This window comes from Gluconacetobacter diazotrophicus PA1 5 (assembly GCF_000067045.1).
Taxonomy (GTDB): Bacteria; Pseudomonadota; Alphaproteobacteria; order Acetobacterales; family Acetobacteraceae; genus Gluconacetobacter; species Gluconacetobacter diazotrophicus.
Genome location: NC_010125.1, coordinates 3,128,014 through 3,150,233, shown reverse-complemented (window position 1 = coordinate 3,150,233; position 22,220 = coordinate 3,128,014). Strand labels below are relative to the sequence as shown.

Annotated in this window: 21 protein-coding genes and 3 tRNA genes; 19 read left to right on the top strand and 5 right to left on the bottom strand. The window is 66.9% G+C overall.

Annotation, left to right across the window (positions count from 1 at the left end):
• From GDI_RS14480 to GDI_RS14465, 4 genes are read left to right on the top strand one after another with little or no spacing between them, the layout of a single operon-like run.
• Positions 1–1,248 (top strand): cysteine desulfurase, encoded by a 1,248-nt coding sequence (locus tag GDI_RS14480; RefSeq protein WP_012227377.1) that lies wholly within the window; start codon positions 1–3, stop codon positions 1,246–1,248.
• A 20-nt stretch (positions 1,249–1,268) separates the two neighbouring features.
• Positions 1,269–1,694, top strand: coding sequence for a Fe-S cluster assembly sulfur transfer protein SufU (gene sufU, locus GDI_RS14475; protein ID WP_012227375.1), 426 nt, complete (start codon positions 1,269–1,271; stop codon positions 1,692–1,694).
• Positions 1,695–1,729: 35 nt separating this feature from the next.
• Positions 1,730–2,164: an SUF system Fe-S cluster assembly protein gene (locus tag GDI_RS14470; RefSeq protein WP_041249851.1), complete on the top strand. Its 435-nt coding sequence runs from the start codon at positions 1,730–1,732 to the stop codon at positions 2,162–2,164.
• 20 nt (positions 2,165–2,184) lie between these two features.
• Positions 2,185–2,565, top strand: a complete 381-nt coding sequence (locus GDI_RS14465) for a HesB/IscA family protein (protein WP_012227370.1) — start codon at positions 2,185–2,187, stop codon at positions 2,563–2,565.
• 113 nt (positions 2,566–2,678) lie between these two features.
• Here the strand turns inward: GDI_RS14465 and GDI_RS14460 are convergent, their stop codons facing one another.
• The 4 genes from GDI_RS14460 to GDI_RS14445 form a co-directional block, all read right to left on the bottom strand.
• Positions 2,679–3,467, bottom strand: coding sequence for a class I SAM-dependent methyltransferase (locus tag GDI_RS14460; RefSeq protein WP_012227368.1), 789 nt, complete (start codon positions 3,465–3,467; stop codon positions 2,679–2,681).
• 63 nt (positions 3,468–3,530) lie between these two features.
• Positions 3,531–3,755, bottom strand: coding sequence for a hypothetical protein (locus GDI_RS14455; protein ID WP_012554882.1), 225 nt, complete (start codon positions 3,753–3,755; stop codon positions 3,531–3,533).
• Between the two features lie 160 nt (positions 3,756–3,915).
• Complete coding sequence (locus GDI_RS14450; protein WP_012227364.1) at positions 3,916–5,196, bottom strand: class I SAM-dependent RNA methyltransferase; 1,281 nt, start codon at positions 5,194–5,196, stop codon at positions 3,916–3,918.
• A gap of 63 nt (positions 5,197–5,259) precedes the next feature.
• Positions 5,260–6,909, bottom strand: a complete 1,650-nt coding sequence (locus GDI_RS14445; protein WP_157871062.1) for a DEAD/DEAH box helicase — start codon at positions 6,907–6,909, stop codon at positions 5,260–5,262.
• A 243-nt stretch (positions 6,910–7,152) separates the two neighbouring features.
• Between GDI_RS14445 and GDI_RS14440 the strand changes: the two genes are divergently transcribed.
• Positions 7,153–8,985: a glycoside hydrolase family 15 protein gene (locus GDI_RS14440; RefSeq protein ID WP_012554884.1), complete on the top strand. Its 1,833-nt coding sequence runs from the start codon at positions 7,153–7,155 to the stop codon at positions 8,983–8,985.
• A 19-nt stretch (positions 8,986–9,004) separates the two neighbouring features.
• Here the strand turns inward: GDI_RS14440 and GDI_RS14435 are convergent, their stop codons facing one another.
• Positions 9,005–9,457, bottom strand: a complete 453-nt coding sequence (locus tag GDI_RS14435) for a CopD family protein (protein ID WP_012227358.1) — start codon at positions 9,455–9,457, stop codon at positions 9,005–9,007.
• 119 nt (positions 9,458–9,576) lie between these two features.
• On the opposite strand from GDI_RS14435, the gene GDI_RS14430 reads away from it, so the two are divergent.
• The 14 genes from GDI_RS14430 to GDI_RS14365 all read left to right on the top strand — a co-directional run bounded on the left by GDI_RS14430 (position 9,577) and on the right by GDI_RS14365 (position 22,217).
• Positions 9,577–11,055 (top strand): bifunctional ADP-dependent NAD(P)H-hydrate dehydratase/NAD(P)H-hydrate epimerase, encoded by a 1,479-nt coding sequence (locus GDI_RS14430; RefSeq protein ID WP_012227356.1) that lies wholly within the window; start codon positions 9,577–9,579, stop codon positions 11,053–11,055.
• Between the two features lie 30 nt (positions 11,056–11,085).
• Positions 11,086–11,170 (top strand) — tRNA-Leu (locus tag GDI_RS14425).
• Between the two features lie 81 nt (positions 11,171–11,251).
• A complete protein-coding gene (gene tig / locus GDI_RS14420) occupies positions 11,252–12,589 on the top strand; it encodes a trigger factor (RefSeq protein WP_012227354.1) in 1,338 nt (445 codons plus the stop codon).
• 237 nt (positions 12,590–12,826) lie between these two features.
• Complete coding sequence (locus GDI_RS14415) at positions 12,827–13,465, top strand: ATP-dependent Clp protease proteolytic subunit (protein WP_012227339.1); 639 nt, start codon at positions 12,827–12,829, stop codon at positions 13,463–13,465.
• Positions 13,466–13,604: 139 nt separating this feature from the next.
• The gene (clpX, locus tag GDI_RS14410; RefSeq protein WP_012227337.1) at positions 13,605–14,864 is read left to right on the top strand and encodes an ATP-dependent Clp protease ATP-binding subunit ClpX; all 1,260 of its coding nucleotides are present in this window, start codon (positions 13,605–13,607) and stop codon (positions 14,862–14,864) included.
• Between the two features lie 359 nt (positions 14,865–15,223).
• The gene (gene lon, locus GDI_RS14405) at positions 15,224–17,605 is read left to right on the top strand and encodes an endopeptidase La (RefSeq protein ID WP_269446545.1); all 2,382 of its coding nucleotides are present in this window, start codon (positions 15,224–15,226) and stop codon (positions 17,603–17,605) included.
• A gap of 161 nt (positions 17,606–17,766) precedes the next feature.
• Positions 17,767–18,051, top strand: coding sequence for an HU family DNA-binding protein (locus GDI_RS14400; protein ID WP_012227333.1), 285 nt, complete (start codon positions 17,767–17,769; stop codon positions 18,049–18,051).
• A 75-nt stretch (positions 18,052–18,126) separates the two neighbouring features.
• A tRNA-Val gene (locus GDI_RS14395) sits at positions 18,127–18,201 on the top strand.
• A 94-nt stretch (positions 18,202–18,295) separates the two neighbouring features.
• Positions 18,296–18,372 (top strand) — tRNA-Asp (locus GDI_RS14390).
• Positions 18,373–18,651: 279 nt separating this feature from the next.
• Complete coding sequence (locus GDI_RS14385; protein WP_012227331.1) at positions 18,652–19,017, top strand: NADH-quinone oxidoreductase subunit A; 366 nt, start codon at positions 18,652–18,654, stop codon at positions 19,015–19,017.
• 22 nt (positions 19,018–19,039) lie between these two features.
• Complete coding sequence (locus tag GDI_RS14380; protein WP_012227329.1) at positions 19,040–19,615, top strand: NuoB/complex I 20 kDa subunit family protein; 576 nt, start codon at positions 19,040–19,042, stop codon at positions 19,613–19,615.
• Positions 19,616–19,631: 16 nt separating this feature from the next.
• Positions 19,632–20,273 carry an NADH-quinone oxidoreductase subunit C gene (locus GDI_RS14375; RefSeq protein ID WP_012227327.1) on the top strand — a complete coding sequence of 214 codons (642 nt, stop codon included), beginning with the start codon at positions 19,632–19,634 and terminating at the stop codon, positions 20,271–20,273.
• A 37-nt stretch (positions 20,274–20,310) separates the two neighbouring features.
• Positions 20,311–21,561 (top strand): NADH-quinone oxidoreductase subunit D, encoded by a 1,251-nt coding sequence (locus tag GDI_RS14370; RefSeq protein WP_012554886.1) that lies wholly within the window; start codon positions 20,311–20,313, stop codon positions 21,559–21,561.
• Positions 21,562–21,566: 5 nt separating this feature from the next.
• On the top strand, positions 21,567–22,217 hold the full coding sequence (locus GDI_RS14365; protein ID WP_012554887.1) for a complex I 24 kDa subunit family protein: 651 nt from the start codon (positions 21,567–21,569) through the stop codon (positions 22,215–22,217).
• Positions 22,218–22,220: the final 3 nt, after the last annotated feature.

The following is a 22,220-nucleotide window of genomic DNA, read 5'->3' as shown; positions in this document are numbered from 1 at the left end:
ATGGATGTCTCGCCCGCCGTCATGCCCGACCCGATCGACGCCCTGCGCGCCCGCCGCGACGATTTCCCGATCCTGAACGAGAGGGTGCACGGCAAGCCGCTGGTCTTCCTGGACAGCGCGGCCTCGGCCCAGAAGCCGCTTCCGGTCATCGAGGCGATGGCGGAGACGATGCGTACCCAGTACGCCAACATCCATCGCGGCCTGCACTGGATGAGCGAGCGGACCACCGACGCGTACGAGGGCGTGCGCGACCAGGTCGCCGGCCTGATCGGTGCGGCGCGCGAGGAAATCATCTTCACGCGCAACAGCACCGAGGCGATCAACCTGGTCGCCCATTCCTTCGGCAGCCTGATGCGTCCGGGCCAGGCGGTCGTGATCTCGGAAATGGAGCATCACGCCAACCTGGTGCCCTGGCAGATGCTGCGCGACCGCGCGGGCATCGAACTGCGCGTGGCGCCGATCAGCGATTCCGGCGACCTGGAACTGGATGCCCTGGCGCGGCTGCTGGATGACGGCAAGGTGGCGCTGGTGGCCGTCACCCACATGTCCAACGTGCTGGGCACCATCACCCCGGCGCGCAAGATCGCGGACATCGCGCATGCCGCCGGTGCGCGGGTGCTGTTCGACGGCAGCCAGATGGTGGTCCATCACCGGGTGGACGTGCGGGCGATCGACGCCGATTTCTACACCTTCACCGGGCACAAGCTGTACGGCCCCACGGGCATCGGCGTGCTGTGGGGGCGGCGCGAACTGCTGGAGGAAATGCCGCCCTTCCTGGGCGGGGGCGACATGATTTCCTCCGTCCGGTTCGAGGGATCGAGCTGGGCGACCGTGCCCCACAAGTTCGAGGCCGGCACGCCCGCCATTATCGAGACCATCGGGCTGGGGGCCGCCATCTCCTACGTCGAATCGGTGGGATATGACGCCATCGCGGCGCATGAATCCGCGCTGCTGGACCATGCGCTGCGGCGGCTGGGCGAGGTGCCCGGCCTGCACGTGGTGGGGTCGCCGGTCGAACGCGGCGGCGTGATCTCGTTCACCATGGACGACGTGCATCCGCATGACATCGCCACCCTGCTGGACCGGAACGGCATCGCGATCCGGGCCGGCCATCATTGCGCGGAACCGCTGATGCGGCGCCTGGGGCTGTCCGCCACCGCGCGGGCCAGCTTCGGCCTCTATACGACGCGCGAGGAGGTGGACGCTCTGGCCAGGACGCTGGAGCAGATCCGCTCCTTCTTCCTGTAAGGCGCGGGGGGAAGAGGACGATGGACCAGGACGGGCTCTACCAGCGGCAGGTGATCGAGCGGGCCCGCGCGCCCGTTCATGCCGGCCCGCTGGACGGGGCGACCCATCAGGGCGAGGGCACGAATCCGATGTGCGGCGACCGGGTGCGGCTGGGTGTGACGCTGGACGCGGCGGGCCGGGTCGTGATGGTCCGGCATCAGACACGGGGATGCGCCATCTGCGTCGCCTCGGCCGATATGATGGCCGACCTGGCGCCGGGGCGCAGCGTCGCGGAACTGGGGGTTCTGTCCCGCGCCTTCACCGACATGCTGCGGACCGGGGGCGACGCGCCGAACCCCGAACTGGCGACTTTCGCCGGCCTGCACCGGCACCGCTCGCGAATCCGCTGCGCCACATTGCCGTGGTCGGCGCTGGATGACGCGTTGAACGAGTCGAAGGAGGGATGAGGCGGATGAACGCACAACCCGAGAAGACGGAAGCGATGGACGAACCCGCGACCAGACCGGCGGAAGAGGCATTTTCGTTCGCTCCCCCCGCGACGGCCGAGGGGGGATCGGTCGAAAGCTGGACGCCGGACGACATGCCGGCCGCCGACGCGCGGACGGAATCGGATGCCCCGGACGAGGATTCGGTGATCGCCGCGATCGCCAGCGTCTACGATCCGGAAATTCCCGTGAATATCTACGAACTGGGCCTGATCTACGCCATCGACCTGCACCGCGACGGTGCCGTGCATATCGAGATGACGCTGACGGCCCCGAATTGCCCCAGCGCCCAGGAACTGCCGGCCCAGGTGCAGGAAGCCGTGCGCGCCGTCGCGGGCGTGACCAGCGCCGATGTCGAAATCGTCTGGGACCCGCCATGGGACATGTCGCGCATGAGCGACGATGCCCGCCTGGCCCTGAACATGTTCTGATCATTCCCAGGAGGACGCCTATGACCCTTCCGACCGAACACACGGCCACGCCCTCGCGCCCCGCGCGGCCCCTGCCACCGCTGATGGCGCTGACCGACCGGGCGGCCGACCGGCTGCGCGTGCTGTACGAAACCGCGCATGCCGGCCAGAAGCTGCGCATCGCGGTCTCGACCAAGGGCTGCTCGGGCCACGCCTACGACATGAACTTCGTCGATGCCGCCGGCCCCGGGGACGAGGTCGTGACCGACAAGGGCGTGACCGTGCTGGTGGACCGCAAGGCGACGCTGTTCCTGATCGGCACGACGATGGATTACGAGACCAGACAGCTCGAATCCGGCTTCACCTTCAGCAATCCCAACGAAAAGGGACGCTGCGGCTGCGGCGAGAGCTTCCACGTCTGATCCCGGGTCCCCGAGAGTCAGCGGAAAGAGCCCGGCCTGGCGGGCCTGCTGCAGGTCCGGCGCGCCTGCCAGGTCCAGCAGCAGATTCGGTCCCCTCCTGTTCTTCTTGAGGATCAGGGCTTGCGGAATTTCAGCACGACCTGGTCGGTATGGCCGCGAATCGACGGGTCGAAGACCGTGAGGGTGTGGGAATCCGCGGGATTGGCCAGCAGCTTGCTCTCGCCCTCGAACTGGAAGCCGGCGGCCTCGACCTGCTGGCGGATGATGGCGGGGTCGATCCGATGCAGCTTGCGGACCGCGTCCGGCGTCATGCCGGGATTGGCGACATGATCCACCACCATGAAGGTCCCGCCCCGCCGGAGTGACGCGAAAACCGCCTTGTCGAGGGCGAGCGCCGCATCCGGTCCGGCGCCGTAATAGACGTCGTGATAATTCTGCGATGTCCAGGCGAGATCGAGGGGCTTGGGAAACGAAAGCGCATCCAGCTTCTGGACCAGTGCGGTGACGTTGCCGAAGGATGCATCGGCGGCAATCGCCTTGACCGCGTCCGCCGCCCTGGGATTCTGCGCCAGGCGCGCGGCCGGGACCACCGCCCAGACATGGCCGCCCGCGCCGACCAGATTGCTGAAGATCCGCGTGAAATAGCCCTGGCCCGGCATGATGTCCGCGACGTTCATCCCGCGCCTGACGCCGGCGAAAGCCAGCAGGCTGGCGGGCTTGCGGTTTGCGTCCGCCGCACGGTCCGCCTCCGGCCGGTCGCGGTTGCTCAGCGCCGCGGCAATGCGAACCCCCTCGCCGTGACGGAGGGCGGGCGCGGCAAGCTGGGCCGAGGCGGGCATGATCGCCGTGCCGCTGAATAGTCCGACAAGGCCGAAAATAATGAAGAACCTGCGTGTGGTCATGAGTCCACTTTCCTAAGATGTCGGACTCGGAGCGTAACAGGAATTGCAGTGGAATGTGACCGATCAATGGATCGTGTCGCTTTTCCAGCGGGACGTTCTCAGCAGCACGGTGGCCCGGTTCCTGACCCGGAGCCAGAATTCGGCCTCGTCGGTCAGGTTGTCCTCCACGCACCGGCTGATATGGCGTCGGATCGTGCCGATGGCCACCGCGCCGTAAATCCGGATCAGGGCCGTCGCGACACTGGACGCGGTTGTTTCGGCTTCATCCGGTTCATCCTTGCTCGCCATACCCGCCCCGATCGCTTCCGATGGACGTTCGATACCAGCGTGACGGGCACAGCCCGGTTTCGTCAGCGGCAGGCTCTCCGGCCGGACAGACCGTCTTGATGCAGAACAGCAGGTCAAGCCTAGCGCAAGGCAGGCCCTGTCGTCACCCAAAGCGCCGTGATTACCGCGTCCGGCGGCGGGGGGCGGGTGGGGCGGTGAAGACGCAGACGGCTTCGACCTCGGTCGACCACAGGAACTGGTCGATGATCGTCACGCCGTCCAGGCGATAGCCCGCCGCCTGCAGTCCGGCGGCGTCGCGGCCCAGCGCCTGCGGATTGCAACTGACATAGACGATTCGCTCCGGCCGGCCGGCGACGATCTCGGCCATCTGCGCCCCGGCCCCGGTATAAGGCGGGTCCAGCACCACCGCCCGCGCGTCGGCAATCTGGCGCGCCATCACCGGCTGGCGGTTCAGGTCGCGCTGTTCGGCGACCACGCGCGTGCCCGTCGTGGCGCGGCGCAGGGTCGCGACCGCGTCGGGCTGTCCCTCGAACGCCAGGGTGCGCACGTGCTGCCCCAGCGCGAAGGACAGCGTGCCGCACCCGGCATAGAGTTCGATCACCGTATCCTTCCGCACCAGTCGGCGCGGTAGGCCGGCCAGTACGGCGGCGATGATCGCGGCCTCGCCCTCGCGCGTCGGCTGCAGGAACGCGCCGGGCGGCGGCATGGTGGCGACGCCGGACAGTTCATGCCGAACCGATGCGGTCTGGGCGGCGGTTTCCGGCACGTCCGTCGTGCCCGCACGGCGCCAGGCGATGCGGGGAATCCGGTGGTCGCGGGCAAAGGACGCCAGCTTGGCACGGTCCGCCGCTTCCAGCGGGCCGTCGGTCGCCAGCAGCAGGTCGGGGCCTGAATCCAGCATGTTGATCAGGGCGTCACCGTCGCGCCGCAGAGCCCCCAGCGACTGCATCACGGCACGCAGGGCCGGGAGCAGGGCGAACAGCGCCGGTTCCAGGACCGGGCAGGCGGTCAGGTCCACCACGTCGCCGCGCCGGGCATGCAGCCCGATGCATACGCCCTCCGGCCGGCGCCGGACCGCCAGGTCGATCCGCCGGCGCGATCCGGGCGGGCTCTGGACCGTTCCGGTGATCGCGGGGGCGGCGAATCCGGCGCGCTCCAGCGCATGGACGACCAGCCCGGCCTTCCAGTCCAGCGCGGCGGCCAGCGACAGATGCTGGATCGCGCATCCGCCGCAGGTTCCGAACAGCGGGCAGGGCGGCGTCACCCGGTCCGGGCTGGGCCGCAGGATGGATGTCAGGTGGGCGGTGCGTTCGTCCACCCGGTCGGCCAGGACATGCTCGCCCGGCAGCGCGCCGGGGATGAACAGGCGGTCGCCTTCGGCGGTGCGGGCAATGCCGTCCCCGTCCGTGCCCAGAAGGGCGATATCGGCTTCGATCGTCATGTCATCCAGGCGAATGGGGTTTCGAAGGGCAGGGCCCCGGCCTTTCTCAGGCCGTCTCGTCGATCACCTCATCGACACCGGGCACGATGGCGGGCCCCGCCGGGGCAGCGTCATGAAGGCGGGGACGTCGTCGCCGAACCCGATGACCGTCCCGTTCTGGCCGGATATCCCGTCCTCGGCATGCCGGTCGCGATCGCGGTCCCGCTGGCGGTTCGGGCCGGACCGGCGCGGCGACGCCGCCTCGGCGGGGACGGCCGCGGGGGACGGGGGCGGAACGGGGGCGGAAACGGGCTGGGGGGGCGCGACGGGTTCGGCCTTGTCCTCGGCTGGCGTGGCGTCGTTCCGGGCGCGGTCGGGCTTGCCGCCCCGCCGGTCCGGGGCCTTGCCCTTGCCGCGACCACGGCCACGCCCGCCACGGGTGCCCGATTCCTCGGACCATTCCAATTGGGTCACGCCTTCGACCTCCAGCCGGGGAATCGCATGGCCGATCAGCGTTTCGATGGCCTCGGCCAGCGCGCGGTCATACGGGGTCGCCAGGCTGTAGGCATGGCCGGATCGCCCGGCGCGGCCGGTACGGCCGATCCGGTGGACGTAATCCTCGGCATGGAACGGCAGGTCGAAATTGAAGACATGCGACAGGCCGCCGATATCGATGCCGCGCGCGGCCACGTCCGAACAGACCAGGATCTTCAGTTCGCCGGACTTGAAACGCTCCAGGGTCGCGAAACGGACCGACTGCGGCAGGTCGCCATGCAGCGCCCCGGCCGAGAAATCATGCTTCACCAGCGATTTGTACAGGACATCGACATCGCGCTTGCGGTTGCAGAACACGATGGCGTTCTGCACCGCGTCGTCGCGCAGCATGCGGCGCAGCACCCGCCGCTTGTCGGCCTCGTCGACGACGACCAGCCCGGTCTCGATGGTGGTGGCGACCGAGGACGGGCGGCTGACGGTGATTTCCTTGGGGTTCTGCAGGAACATGTCCGCCAGGCGGCGGATCTCCGGCGCCATGGTGGCCGAGAAGAACAGCGTCTGCCGCACGGGCGACAGCATGGCGACAATCTTCTCGATATCCGGGATGAACCCCATGTCCAGCATGCGGTCGGCCTCGTCGATCACCAGCAGGCGCGTCTGCGTCAGCAGCAGGCCGCCGCGCTCGAACAGGTCGATCAGCCGGCCCGGAGTCGCGATCAGCACGTCGACGCCGCGATTCAGCACGTCCTTCTGCTCGGCCATGCTCTCGCCGCCGATCAGCAACGCGTGATTCAGCTTCAGATACTTGCCGTAATTGACGAAATTCTCGGCCACCTGCAGCGCCAGCTCGCGCGTCGGCTCCAGGATCAGCGATCGCGGCATGCGCGCCCGCGCCCGTGATCCGGACAGGATTTCCAGCATCGGCAGGGTGAAGGACGCGGTCTTGCCTGTCCCGGTCTGGGCCACGCCCAGCACGTCGCGCCCCATCAGCACATAAGGAATGGCCTGCGCCTGGATCGGCGTGGGATGGCGGTATCCCATGTCGTCGATCGCGCGCTGGATCGGGTCGGACAGCCCCAGGTCGGAAAAGAGCGGTTGCGGGGCGGCGGACTCCCCGGCATCCGGAACAGGCGATTCGTCGGCGGGCGACTCTGCGTCCGTGGCGGACGGAACGAGGGCGACGGGATGGGCTTCGGCTTCTTGCGCGGCCGAAGGGGAGGCATTCGTCTTGGCGCTCAAAATTCTCTCGAACGTGTCAGTGGTGTGGTCCCGTTCGTTCCGCCACGATGCGGTTCGGCAGGCATTTCGGCCTGTTTTTCCTGCAACGAAGCAGGGCCTTGCGAAAATGAAGGCGAATCCCCCGATTCCGCGTGTCTGTCCCTATCGACAAACGGAACGAAAATCAAGCGCGGAGCGTTGGGGATACGGGTTCATGCGTATCGGGTTGCAACGGGTCCTGGCGTCGTGTCCCTTGGAGGTGTCGTGGTCACTGTCGAGCCGCTGAAAATTGAGGATTACGGGCTGATCGGCGATGGTCGAAGCTGTGCGCTGGTGGGGCGGAACGGATCGATCGACTGGCTGTGCTGGCCACGATTCGATAGTCCGGCCTGTTTCGCCGCCCTGCTGGGCGATGGCGAGAACGGGCACTGGCTGCTGGCCCCGGACGACGAACGCGGCGGCGAGCCGGTTTCGATCACCCGCTCGTACCGCGAGCAGGGCATGGTGCTGGAAACCGTGTTCGAAACCCGTACCGGCGCGATCGCGGTCCTGGATTTCATGGCCATCGGCACCGAAACCCCGACCCTGATCCGCATCGTCGAGGGACGAAGGGGCTCGGTTCCGGTCCTGAACTGGCTGGTGCTGCGCTTCGATTACGGCCTGTCCGTACCCTGGGTCACGCGCCTGCCGGACAATATGGGCATCACCGCCATTGCGGGCCCGTCGCGCTGCGTGCTGCGCTGCCCCGTCGCCCTGCATGGCGAGGACCGCCACACCGTGTCCCGCTTCATCGTGTCCGAGGGCGACCAGGTGCCGTTCGTGCTGACGCACCTGGAATCGCACGGCCCGGTGCCGGACCCGATCGACGCGCTGGCCGCGCTGCGCCGGACGGAACAGTTCTGGGCGGACTGGATCTCGCGCTGCACCTATCAGGGCGAGCACGCGCCGGTGGTGCGGCGGTCGCTGCTGACGCTCAAGGCGCTGATCTATCAGCCCACGGGCGGAATCGTCGCCGCCCCGACCACCTCGCTGCCCGAGGAACTGGGCGGCGGTCGCAACTGGGATTACCGCTATTGCTGGCTGCGCGACGCCTCGCTGACCCTGATCGCGATCATGGCCGGCGGCTATTATGAGGAGGCGATGGAATGGCGCAACTGGCTGCAGGCCGCCGTCGCCGGCAGTCCCGACCAGGTACAGATCATGTACGGCATCGGCGGTGAACGCCTGCTGAACGAATGGGAGGCCGGGTGGTTGCCGGGCTATGCGGGCTCGACCCCTGTGCGGATCGGCAACGCCGCCGCCGGGCAATTGCAGCTCGACGTGTATGGCGAGGCGATCTCCGCCCTGCATGTCGCGCGTCAGACGCGCCTGTCCGCGATCACCGACGGCTGGCGGCTGCAGGTCGGGCTGCTGACGCACCTGGCCACGATCTGGAAGGAGCCCGACGAGGGCATGTGGGAGGTGCGGGGCGGCCGGCGCCAGTTCACGGTCTCCAAGATCTCCTGCTGGCTGGCATTCGACCGGGCGATTCGCGATGTCGAGAAATACGGGCTGGAAGCCCCGCTGGAGGAATGGAAGGCCCTGCGGCAGGAAATCCACGACACGGTCTGCCGCGAGGGCTTCAACACCGAAAAGAACAGCTTCGTGCAGTATTTTGGCGGCAGCGGGCTGGATGCCGGGCTGCTGCTGATCCCGGTCGTCGGCTTCCTGCCCGCCGAGGACCCGCGCGTGGCCGGCACCATCGCCGCCATCGAACGCGAATTGCTGGACGAGCACGGATTCGTCCGCCGCTACCTTCCCGACCATGCGGTCGAGGGTGTCGCGGGGGGCGAGGGCTCGTTCATCGCCTGCTCGTTCTGGCTGGTGAATACCTATGTCGCCCAGGGACGGATGGAGGAAGCCCATGCCCTGTTCAACCGGCTGCTGGCGCTGTGCAGCGATCTCGGCCTGCTGGCCGAGGAATATGACGCCGTGACCGGGCGGCAGGTGGGCAATTTCCCGCAGGCGTTCTCCCACCTCTCGCTGATCAACACCGCGGCGATCCTCAGCGCCGGGCGCATCACGGTGATGGGCGCGGCCCCCTTGCCGGTCCTGTAGCGGGCGCGGCGCGCGGGGCCTACAGCCCGCGCGCCATCGCGGCGGCCAGGATGGTCAGGAACCCCATTCCGATATTGATCATCACCAGCGACCGGATGCTGTCGAAGGTCGCGGGTTGCGGGCGGATGGCGCGCCGGACCTTCTGGAACGGGCCGAAATAGATCCGGGCGAACAGGGCCGCCATCGCCAGGCCCAGCACCTGCATCGCGTTCACCTGCCACGACACGGCGGCGAAGCCGCCCTCATGCAGGATCATCAGCCATCCGGTGACCAGAACCGTCGGCATCGTGTGCCAGACGATGCGGAAGAAGCGGGTCAGGGTCTGCAGGTGCACCGAGGCGCGCTGTGTCGCATCCAGCAGTCCCAGGCTGGGCCGCACGATGAAGACGGCATAGACCATGCCGCCGACCCAGGCGGTCATTCCGATCAGGTGGATGGCGAGCACGAGGCTCCAGAGGATCGAATGGGACATGTCTGCTCCGCTGAGATCGGGGATAGCTCGGGTGACCTGCCGTGCACGCCGATGGTATGCTTGATCGCTAATTCCGGACCGCCGCGCAAGTCGGCAGCAAACGGGAGTGATATCGCGCGATGGATGGTACCTGTACGTCGCTTCTTCTTCCCGATCCCACGCAGATGGGGCTGATCGACCGCGCCGCCAGCCGCACCGTGCCGGTGCGCGACCTGATGGAAAACGCGGGCCGGGCCGTGGCGCGGGCCGTGCTGCGGCATGTCAGGCCGTGCCGGGTGCTGGTCCTATGCGGCCCGGGGAATAACGGCGGCGACGGCTATGTCGCCGCCCGCCGGCTGGTCCAGGCCGGCTGGCCGGTCGCGGTCGCCGCCCTGGCGCCGCCCCGTCCGGGCGGGGACGCGGCCGCCGCCGCCGCCGACTGGCGCGGCCCCCGCGTACCCTTCACGGCGGAAGAGGCCGCGCGGGCCGACCTCGTGGTCGATGCGGTGTTCGGCGCCGGCCTCAGCCGCGATATCGATGCCGGCCTGGCATCGGTGCTGGCGGCGGCCCGCCGCGTGGTCGCGGTGGACATGCCCAGCGGCATCGACGGCGGCACCGGCGCGGTCCGGGGCTATGCCCCGCACGCCGAAATGACGGTCACGTTCGTGCGCGCCAAGCCGGGCCATCTGCTGCTGCCGGGGCGCGAGCGGCTGGGGCGGCTGGTGGTGGCGGATATCGGCATGCCCGACACGGTCTGGGACGCGGTGGACATCCGCACCTGGCGGAACGAGCCAGGGCTGTGGCGGGTGCCGGGCGACGCGGTGGACAGTCACAAATACGCGCGCGGCGTCGTCAGCATCTGCGGCGGCGCCACGATGCCGGGCGCCGCCCGCCTGTCCGCCGCCGGGGCCCGGGCGGCGGGCGCGGGGCTGGTGCGTCTGGCGGCGGGGGCGGCAGCGGATCTGTACCGGCTGGGCGAACCCGGGCTGGTGGTCGATGGCGGCGACCTGACCGACCTGCTGGCCGACCGGCGCCGCGCGGTCTGGGTCTGCGGCCCCGGCCTGACGGTGGACGAGGTCGATCATACATTGCCGATCCTGGTCGGGGCGGGGCGCACGGTGCTGGCCGATGCCGGGGCCTTTGCCGTGGCGGCGGACCAGCCGGACCGGCTGCGGGGGGTGGCGGTGATCACCCCGCATGCCGGGGAATTCGCCCGCGTGTTCGGCCATCCCGGCGACGACAGGCCGGCGGCCGCGCGCGCCGCCGCCGCGCGAACCGGCGCGGTGGTGGTGCTGAAGGGCCCCGATACCGTGGTCGCCGCGCCGGACGGGCGGGTCGCGATCAATGCCCACGCGTCCTCGGCGCTGGCCACCGCCGGGTCGGGCGACACGTTGACCGGGGTGATCGCGGCATTGCTGGCGGCGGGGATGGAGCCGTGGCCGGCCGCCTGCGCCGGGGTGTGGATGCATGGCGAAGCCGGGATGCGGGCCGGCCCCTGGCCGCTGGCCGAACAGTTCGACCAGCATCTGGGCGCCGCGCGGGCGCGGGCGGTGGAACTGGGCGCGCGGCGCCCGGCCTATCGGCATTGTCGGCTTGCCGGATCGGGTCTCGTGCGCTAAAGCCGCGCCCTTGGAAGACCGGGCGTCGTTGCGGGCGTGGTGGAATTGGCAGACACGCCAGATTTAGGTTCTGGTGGCGCAAGTCGTGGGGGTTCAAGTCCCTCCGCCCGCACCAGCCCGGCCAGTCGCGCGCGGATGCCGGCCCGAAGGGCCCCGTGCGTTCTATGAAGTTCTGACCGAGAGGATGGCCTGGCAGATGCAGGTTACTGAAACGCTTTCCGCCGGCCTGAAGCGCGGATTTACCGTCACGGTGCCCGCCGGCGAACTGGAGAGCAAGCGGACCGCCCGCCTGAAGGAACTGGGGCAGTCCATGAACCTGCCGGGCTTCCGTCCCGGCAAGGTGCCCCTGAGCATCGTCAAGCAGCGCTACGGCGACGCCGTGCAGGGCGAGGTGCTGGAACAGGCGGTCAGCGACGCCACGCGCGCGCTGATGGACGAGCGTGGCCTGCGTCCGGCGATGCAGCCGCGCGTCGACCTGGTGGCGGGTGCCGAGCCGGGCGGCAAGGCCGACCTGGAATTCAAGGTCGAGGTCGAACTGCTGCCGGACATCGCGCAGCCCGACCTGTCCACCCTGTCGCTGACCCGCCTGAAGGCCACCCCGGACGCCGAGACGATCGACAAGGCGCTGAAGGACATCGCCAGCCGCCAGCGCGATTTCGAGACGATCGAGGACGTCCGTCCGGCCGCGCAGGGCGACGTCGTGGTCGTGGATTTCGTCGGCAAGGTCGATGGCGTGGCGTTCGAGGGCGGCACCGCCCAGGACGTCAATGTCGAACTCGGCGGCGCGGGCTTCATCCCCGGATTCGCCGAGCAGATCGAAGGCATGTCCCCGGGTGAGGAGAAGGTCATCACCGTGACCTTCCCGGCGGATTACTCGGCCGAGAACCTGGCGGGCAAGGAAGCGACCTTCGACATCACCGCCAAGGCGCTGAAGCGCCCGGTCGATGTCGAGATCGACGACGAGATGGCGAAGAAGATCGGATTCGAGGGGCTGGAACAGGTCCGCGAACTGATCACCAGGCAGGTCGAGCAGGAATACGAGCAGCTGTCGCGCCTGCGCATCAAGCGCGAGCTGCTGGACGCCCTGGCCGAGAAGACCGACTTCGAGGCCCCGCAGGGCATGGTCGAGGCCGAGTTCGCGCAGATCTGGCAGCGCGTCGAAGCCGACCGGAAGGCCGGCGAGCTGGACGAGGAAGACAAGGAAAAGGACGAGGACACCCTGCGCGCCGACTACCGCAAGATCGCGGAACGGCGGGTGAAGCTGGGCCTGCTGCTGGCCGAGATCGGCCGCGCCAACGCCATCACCGTCTCGCAGGACGAGATGCTGCAGGCCATCCGGGCCGAGGCCATGCGCTATCCCGGCCAGGAACAGCAGGTGTTCGAGTTCTTCCGCAAGAACCCGCAGGCCGCCGAGAGCCTCCGTGGCCCGATCTTCGAGAACAAGGTTGTCGACTATGTGATCGAGCTGGCGACGGTCGAGGACAAGGACGTCACCCCCGAGGAACTGGCCGAGATCCCGCCCGCCGACCTCTGAGCGGCGCGGGTCCTGGATGGAACGCCCCGGCGCGCAGCGCGCGCCGGGCGCGGAGGACCGCCCTTCGCCGGATTTATCGCCATGAAATGATGGCGGCGGGGTGGTATCCGCACGGTTTATCTCTATCTTATCCAGAATAACCGGGGAACGACCCGGCCACCGGCTTCGACCGGCGCCCATGGCGCCGTTCCCAGGCGGTGCGTCGGGTCTTCGCGTTTCAGGAACGGGAATGATACTATGAGGGATCGGGATCCCGTGGAGATTTTCAGCAGCGCCCTAGTGCCCATGGTGGTCGAGCAGACCTCGCGCGGGGAACGGGCCTTCGACATCTATTCCCGCCTGCTGCAGGAACGGATCATCTTCCTGACCGGGCCGGTCTACGATCAGGTGGCCGCCGTGGTGTCGGCGCAGCTCCTGTATCTGGAGAGCGTGAATCCGACCAAGGAAATCTCGTTCTACATCAACAGCCCGGGCGGCGTCGTGTCGGCCGGACTCGCGATCTACGACACGATGCAGTACATTCGCAGCCCGGTCAGCACCGTGTGCATCGGCCAGGCGGCATCCATGGGCTCGCTGCTGCTGGCCGGCGGCGAGAAGGGGCGGCGCTTCGCCCTGCCGAACGCACGGGTCATGGTGCATCAGCCCTCGGGCGGCGCGCAGGGGCAGGCCAGCGACATCGAAATCCAGGCGCGCGAGATCCTGACGATCCGCCAGCGCCTGAACGAGATCTACGAGACCCATACCGGCCAGACGCTCGAGGATATCGAGCGCAGGCTGGAACGCGACAGCTACATGTCGGCCGAAGAGGCCCAGGCCTTTGGCATCGTGGACGAAGTGGTACGCAATCACGCGGCTCCGGCATCGGCCAAGAGCTGAGGGGCGGGGGCGGGCACGCTTTTTTAGCTTGGCGGCGCCCGCGGGCTTGGGCAGGGTTGATGAAACCCTGTCGTGAGTCAGGATTTTCGACCCCGGTCCGGGCGCCACGCGGCCCGGCATCCCGGGGGTAGGAGCGGTTATGAACAACAAATCCAGCGATTCGAAGAACACACTGTATTGCTCGTTCTGCGGCAAGTCGCAGCATGAGGTCCGGAAGCTGATCGCTGGTCCGACTGTCTTCATCTGCGACGAATGCGTCGAACTCTGCATGGACATCATCCGTGAGGAGCACAAGACGCACCTGGTGAAGTCGCGCGACGGCGTGCCGACTCCCAAGGAGATCTGCAAGGTCCTGGACGATTACGTGATCGGGCAGTTCTACGCCAAGAAGGTGCTGTCGGTCGCGGTCCACAACCATTACAAGCGCCTGGCCCACAGCCAGAAGAACAACGACGTCGAAATCGCGAAGTCGAACATCCTGCTGGTCGGGCCGACCGGTTCGGGCAAGACGCTGCTGGCCCAGACGCTGGCGCGTATCCTCGATGTGCCCTTCACCATGGCCGACGCGACGACGCTGACCGAGGCCGGCTATGTCGGCGAGGATGTGGAGAACATCATCCTCAAGCTGCTGCAGGCGGCCGACTACAATGTCGAGCGCGCGCAGCGCGGCATCGTCTATATCGACGAAATCGACAAGATCTCACGCAAGTCCGACAACCCCTCGATCACCCGCGACGTCAGCGGCGAGGGCGTGCAGCAGGCCCTGCTGAAGATCATGGAGGGCACGGTGGCCTCGGTTCCGCCCCAGGGCGGCCGCAAGCATCCGCAGCAGGAATTCCTGCAGGTGGACACCACCAACATGCTGTTCATCTGCGGCGGCGCGTTCGCGGGGCTGGACAAGATCATCAGCGCGCGGGGCAAGGGCTCGGGCATCGGATTCGGCGCGGACGTGCAGTCCCCCGACGAACGGCGCACCGGCGCGATCCTGCGCGACGTCGAACCCGAGGACCTGCTGAAATTCGGCCTGATCCCGGAATTCATCGGCCGCCTGCCGGTGGTCGCGACGCTCGAGGACCTCGATGAGGCCGCGCTGATCGAGATCCTGACCAAGCCCAAGAACGCGCTGGTGAAGCAGTACGCGCGCCTGTTCCAGATGGAAGGCGTGAAGCTGACCTTCACCGACGATGCGCTGAAGCAGGTGGCGCTGCGCGCGATCGCGCGCCGGACCGGCGCGCGCGGCCTGCGCGCGATCATGGAAAGCATCCTGCTGTCCACGATGTTCGACCTGCCGGGGCTGGAGAACGTGGACGAGGTCGTGATCAACAAGGACGTGGCTGAAAGCAAGACCAGCCCCGTCTATGTCTACGGCAAGGAGAAGCCGGCCGAACAATCGGCCTGATTTCCGCTTTCCAGGGGTGCCCCGGCAAGGTCATCCCGTTCCACACGGCGAACCGGGCTCTGCCCGCCTGGTCCGGTTCGCCTGTTCCTTCCCCGTCATTCGGGGGTCTTGCCGTGGCGGTCCCGAATGACGACATATCTCTCAGGTGATCGCGTCAGCGACACGCCGGGTGGTGCAGGCCGCGTCTGGATGCCCGCCCGGGATCGTCCTTCAGGAGGTCACACGATATGCCCGATTCCAATCGGTCCGATTCCAAACGGCTAAACCGCGACCAGTCCGTTGCGGCCGAGGCGGAAACCTCCGTCCACGCGCCCGAAACCACCGATGACGCGCAGGCGGTGTCCGACTCCGACCCCGGGATGATGGCGGTGCTGCCGTTGCGCGACATCGTCGTGTTCCCGCACATGATCGTTCCGCTGTTCGTCGGCCGCGAGAAATCGGTTCGCGCCCTGGAGGCCGTGACCAAGCATGACAAGCAGATCCTGCTGGTCGCGCAGAAGAACGCGTCGCAGGACGATCCGGCGGCCGACGACATCTATCGCTACGGCACGGTCTCGACGATCCTGCAACTGCTGAAGCTGCCTGACGGCACGGTCAAGGTGCTGGTCGAGGGCAGCCGCCGCGCCCACATCACCGCGCTGCACGACATCGACGGCCATTTCGAGGCCGAGATCGCACCCGTGGCCGAGGACCCGGCCAGCGGCAGCGAAGGCGAGGCGCTGGGCCGCACGGTCGTGTCGCAGTTCGAGCAATATATCAAGCTGAACAAGAAGATCGCGCCCGAGGTCCTGGTGTCGCTGAACCAGATCGAGGATCTGTCGAAGCTCGCGGATACGATCGCCAGCCACCTGAACCTGAAGATCGCCGAGAAGCAGGAAATCCTGGAGATCCCGGGCGTCAACGCCCGGCTGGAACGCGTCTTCGCGCATATGGAAGCCGAAATCGGCGTCCTGCAGGTGGAAAAGCGAATCCGCAACCGCGTCAAGCGGCAGATGGAGAAGACGCAGCGCGAGTACTACCTGAACGAGCAGCTCAAGGCGATCCAGAAGGAACTGGGCGAGGGCGAGGAAGGCAAGGACGAGACCGCCGAGCTGGAAGAGCGCATCGCCAAGACCCGCCTGCCGAAGGAAGCGCGCGACAAGGCGCTGGCCGAGCTGAAGAAGCTGCGGACCATGAGCCCGATGTCGGCCGAATCGACGGTGGTGCGCAACTATCTCGACTGGATCCTCAGCATCCCCTGGAAGAAGCCGTCCAAGGTCCGTCGTGACCTGGACGGTGCCGAGAAGGTGCTGGATACCGACCATTACGGGCTGGAGAAGGTCAAGGAGCGGATTCTGGAATATCTGGCGGTCCAGAGCCGTGCCAAGAAGATCAAGGGACCGATTCTCTGCCTGGTCGGGCCGCCGGGCGTGGGCAAGACCTCGCTGGCGCGGTCGATCGCCAAGGCGACGGGGCGGCATTACGTGCGCATGTCGCTGGGCGGCGTGCGGGACGAGGCCGAGATCCGGGGGCATCGCCGGACCTATATCGGTTCGATGCCCGGCAAGATCATCCAGGGGATGAAGAAGGCCAAGTCGTCCAATCCGCTCTTCCTGCTGGATGAAATCGACAAGCTGGGCGCCGACTGGCGCGGCGATCCGTCCTCGGCGCTGCTCGAGGTCCTGGACCCCGAACAGAATTCCACCTTCGCCGACCATTACCTGGAGGTCGATTACGACCTGTCCGACGTCATGTTCGTGACCACGGCCAACAGCCTGAACATGCCCCAGCCGCTGCTGGACCGCATGGAGGTCATCCGCCTGTCCGGCTACACCGAGGACGAGAAGGTCGAAATCGCGAAGCGGCACCTGCTGAACAAGCAGGGCGAGGCCCACAGCCTGCGTGCCGACGAATGGTCGGTCAGCGACGACGCCCTGCGCGAACTGGTGCGCAGCTACACGCGTGAGGCCGGGGTCCGCAACCTGGAACGCGAAATCGCGACCCTGGCCCGCAAGGCGGTGCGCGAGATCGTGACGGGCAAGGCCAAGAAGGTCTCCATCACGCGCAAGAACCTGGAAAAATACGCGGGCGTGAAGCGGTTCCGCTATGGCGAGACCGAGGCCGAGGACATGGTCGGCGTCGTGACCGGCCTGGCCTGGACCGAGGTCGGGGGCGAGATCCTGACCATCGAGAGCGTGATGGTGCCGGGCAAGGGCGCGGTCAAGCAGACGGGCAAGCTCGGTGACGTGATGCAGGAAAGCGTGGCGGCGGCCCTGTCCTATGTCCGCAGCCGCGCGGTGACGTTCGGCATCAAGCCGACCCTGTTCGAAAAGCGCGACCTGCATGTCCACGTGCCCGAAGGGGCGACTCCCAAGGACGGTCCGTCGGCGGGCATCGCCATGGCGACGTCGCTGGTCAGCGTGCTGACCGGTATTCCGGTGCGGCGTGACGTGGCGATGACGGGTGAAATCACCCTGCGTGGCCGGGTGCTGGCCATCGGCGGGCTGAAGGAAAAGCTGCTGGCCGCCCATCGGGCCGGCATCAAGACGGTCTTCATCCCCAAGGACAACGAGAAGGACCTGGTCGACATTCCCGACACGGTGAAGAAGGGCCTGCGGATTCTGCCGGTCGCCCATGTCGACGACGTGATCGGCCAGGCCCTGGTGACGCGCCCCGAACCCATCGAGTGGAGCGAAGCGCCCGAGCCCGTCGCCGCTTCGGCCCCCGCCGCGGGAATAGCTGCCTCGTCCCTGCCGCATTGAATGTGTCAAAAACGCACCAGCCCTCCGATTTGGCCGGGTTTTCCGCCGGACCGGGCGGGCTGGTCGGTTGACGCCGCGAAAAACGGCTGCATAGTGCGGCCCAATGCGGCGTAGGCAATCATATCGGTCCTGGCGCGCGCGCAGTGAAAGAAAGGCGTAAAATGGAGAAGCCACTCAACAAGCAGGAACTCGTCGCCGCCGTGGCCGACGACGCTGATCTGCCGAAGGCAAAGGCCGGAGAAGTGGTCGATGCCGTGTTCAGCGCTATCGAGAAGGCCCTGTCGAAGAAGCAGGAAGTGCGTCTGGTGGGTTTCGGCACGTTCGTGACGGCGACGCGCAAGGCAGCCAAGGGTCGCAACCCCCGTACGGGCGAGGAAATCGACATTCCGGCGTCCACCTCGGTTCGTTTCAAGCCGGGCAAGAACCTGAAGGAGGCCGTGAGCTGATCACGCGCTGACTTTGGCAGGGGCCTGGCCGGCCGCGCGTCGTGCCGTGGCCCCTTTTATTTTTTTCCGTCTTTGGGGCGATTAGCTCAGCGGTAGAGCGTCTCGTTTACACCGAGAGGGTCGGCGGTTCGATCCCGTCATCGCCCACCATGCCGGGGTCCCATACCTCGGATAGTTCGAACAAAAATCCTGCTCGTCGGTTGACGCGTCCCGGGGGGATGGCTAAACACCGGCTCACGCCTTCGCGGGTGTAGCTCAGTTGGTTAGAGCGCCGGCCTGTCACGCCGGAGGTCGCGGGTTCGAGCCCCGTCACTCGCGCCAGGGTCGCATCGTTGAAGATGCCGACCGGCGCCCAACGGATCATTTCTTGCCCGCTCCAATATTCATGAAAAAATCTGATGCGGAATTTGATTGCCACGCAAGTAAATCGTGGTAAACGCGCGGATACGCGCGTTTTTTCATCATCACGGGAATGTTCACCATTCCATGGTGCATCGCACACTGGTCGCATCCGGATGTTGGGTCTAACCTGTCGGCCATGTCGAAGCCCTGTTTTCGTCATGACGTCGGAACGGCGTGCCACCAGTCAGGGGAAGCAACATGCAGTCCGTCCTCGCGGATTACTTTCCGGTCCTCATCTTCGGCGTGCTGGCCGTCGTCATCGCCGGCGCCATGCTGGGAAGCTGCCTTCTGTTCGGCCATCAGAAGCCGTATGCCGAAAAGGTATCGGCCTACGAATGCGGGTTCGATGCGTTCGATGACGCGCGGCATCGCTTCGATGTGCGATTCTACCTCGTGGCGATCCTGTTCATCATCTTCGATCTCGAGGTCGCCTTTCTCTTTCCCTGGGCGGTCAGCCTGTCGCGGATCGGCCTGTTCGGTTTCCTGTCGATGATGGGTTTCCTGGGCATCCTGACGGTCGGGTTCATTTACGAATGGTGCAAGGGCGCGCTGGACTGGGATTGATGTACGGCAAGGAGACACGGGCATGAGTGCCGCGAACGCGACGGGCGAGGGCCAGGACGCCATCGCCTGGAACAGGGAGATGCTGCCTCCGGGGCCGGAGCAGGATGCCGTCATCAAGGGCATCACCGGCGAAATCACCGAGAAGGGCTTCGTCGTCGCCAGCCTGGACAAGCTGGTGAACTGGGGCCGAACCGGCAGCCTGTGGCCGATGTCCTTCGGTCTGGCCTGCTGCGCCGTTGAAATGATCCACGCCTACATGCCGCGCTACGACCTGGACCGGATGGGCATCATCCCCCGCGGGTCGCCGCGCCAGTCGGACGTGATGATCGTGGCGGGCACCCTGACCAACAAGATGGCGCCGGCCCTGCGCCGGGTCTATGACCAGATGGCCGAGCCCCGCTGGGTCATCTCGATGGGCTCCTGCGCCAATGGCGGGGGATACTACCATTATTCCTATTCCGTGGTGCGCGGCTGCGACCGGATCGTGCCGGTGGACGTCTACGTCCCCGGCTGCCCGCCGACGGCCGAGGCCCTGATCTACGGCATCTTTCAACTGCAGAAGAAAATTCGCAGGACAGGGACGATTCTCCGTGGCTGACACCGGAACGGATCTGATGGCCCGGACGACCCGGGCATTCGGGGCCCTGGGGTCCCTGGCGTTCGCACTCTCCACCTCGGTGCCGGGCATCCAGTCCGCGGCGATCGAAGGGGGCGAGCTGGTCGTGCGCACCGGACGCGACAACCTGATCGCGCTGATGGGCATGCTGCGCGACGATCCACGCTATGCGTGCGAGCAGCTCATGGATCTGTGCGGGGTGGATTATCCGGCGCGGACCGAGCGTTTCGACGTCGTCTACAACCTGCTGTCGGTGACGCTGAACCATCGGATTCGGGTCATCGTCACGACCGACGAGACGAATCCGGTGCCGTCCGTCCATCATCTGTGGCCCGCGGCGACGTGGTGGGAACGCGAATGCTACGACCTGTTCGGGGTCCTGTTCTCGGGCCAGCCGGACCTGCGCCGTATCCTGACCGATTACGGTTTCGAAGGGCATCCGCTGCGCAAGGATTTCCCGCTGACCGGCTATGTCGAGGTGCGGTACGACGAAGACCGGCGCGAGGTGGTCTACGAGCCGGTCAAACTGACGCAGGATTTCCGCAATTTCGATTTCGAATCGCCCTGGGAAGGTATCCTGACCCTGCCGGGCGACGAGAAGGCGCATGAAACCCGCCAGGGGCTGAAGCTGCCGCGATGACCGGGACATGCATGCGCAAGGTGAGGGGAGGCGGACGATGAGCGACATTGTCCTTCATGAGGATATTCCGGAATCCCTGCTGCCCGGTGGCGAGGCCGCGGCGGCCGCGACCCACACGGTGGAAATCGATTCCCACGCCCTGAATTTCGGCCCGCAGCATCCGTCCGCCCATGGTGTGCTGCGCCTGGTCCTGGAAATGGAGGGCGAGGTCGTCGCCCGCGCCATTCCGCATATCGGCCTGCTGCATCGCGGCACCGAAAAGCTGATCGAATACAAGACCTATCCCAAGGCCCTGCCGTATTTCGACCGGCTCGATTACGTCTCGCCGATGTGCGAGGAGCAGGCTTTCGCGCTGGCGACCGAAAAGCTGCTGGGGATCGACATTCCCGATCGCGCGAAATGGATTCGCGTGATGTTCGCGGAAATCACCCGGATCCTGAACCATATCCTGAACCTGACGGCGCTCGGGCTCGATTGCGGCGCGGTGACCCCGGCGCTGTGGGGCTACGAGGAACGCGAAAAGCTGATCGAGTTCTACGAGGCCGCGTCGGGCGCCCGGTTCCATGCCAATTACTTCCGTCCCGGCGGGGTCTCGCGTGACCTTCCGGCGGGGCTGGAGGATCGGATCGCCGAATGGGCGCGCCAGTTCCCGGCCTGGATCGACGATCTGGAATCGCTTCTGACCAACAACCGGATCTGGAAGCAGCGCACGGTCGGGATCGGCATCTTCACGACCGAGCAGGCGCTGGCCTGGGGCTTCAGCGGTCCGTGCCTGCGCGCCTCGGGCGTGCCGTGGGACCTGCGCCGCGCCCAGCCTTATGACAATTACGACAAGGTCGAGTTCAACATCCCCGTCGCGCGCCAGGGCGATTGCTACGACCGCTACCTGATCCGCGTCGCGGAAATGCGCGAGAGCGTGCGGATCGTCGAACAGTGCCTGGCCCAGATGAAGCCCGGCCCGATCAAGATCCAGGACCACAAGATCACGCCGCCGCCCCGGCGCGAGATGAAGCGGTCGATGGAAGCCCTGATCCATCATTTCAAGCTGTTCACGGAAGGGTACCACGTCCCGCCGGGGGCAACCTATACGGCGGTCGAAAGCCCCAAGGGCGAATTCGGGGTCTATCTGGTCGCGGATGGCAGCAACCGGCCCTACCGGTGCAAGATCCGGCCGACCGGCTTCGCCCATCTGCAGGCCATCGACGAGATGTCGCGCCGCCACATGCTGGCCGACGCGGTGGCGATCATCGGGTCGCTGGACCTGGTGTTCGGCGAGATTGACAGGTGAAAGAGATGTCCGCTCACTCCCCCATTGACCAGATCGAGCAGCCTTCCTCCTTCGCCTTCGATGCCGAGAGCGAGGCCGAGATCGCCACGATCCTGGTCAAGTACCCGCCCGAGCGCAAAGCCAGCGGCACGCTGCCGCTGCTCTATGTCGCGCAGAAGCAGATGGGCCGCGTCACCGGCAGCGCCTGGGTGCCCCGGGTGGCGATGGACGAGATCGCCCGCCGGCTGGAGGTCGCGCCGATCCGCGTCTACGAGGTTGCGACCTTCTACCTGATGTTCAACACCAAGCCGATCGGCCGCTATCACCTGCAGGTCTGCACCACCACCTCGTGCTGGCTGCGCGGTTCGGACGACGTGGTCGCGGCCTGCAAGAAGGCCACCGGCATCTCCGCCTTCGGCCAGTCCAGCGCCGACGGACTGTTCACCCTGACCGAGGTCGAATGCCTGGGGGGATGTTCCAACGCGCCGATCCTGCAGGTGGATGACGATTTCTACGAGGATCTGGACGGACCGCGCACGATCGAACTGATCGAGGCGCTGCGGCGCGGCGATCGCCCGAAGCCGGGCCCGACCATCGATAGAATGGGTGCCGCCCCCGCGGGGGGGCGCAAGACGCTGACGGACAGTCCGGCGGACAGCCGGTCGGACCAGGGTTGAGCG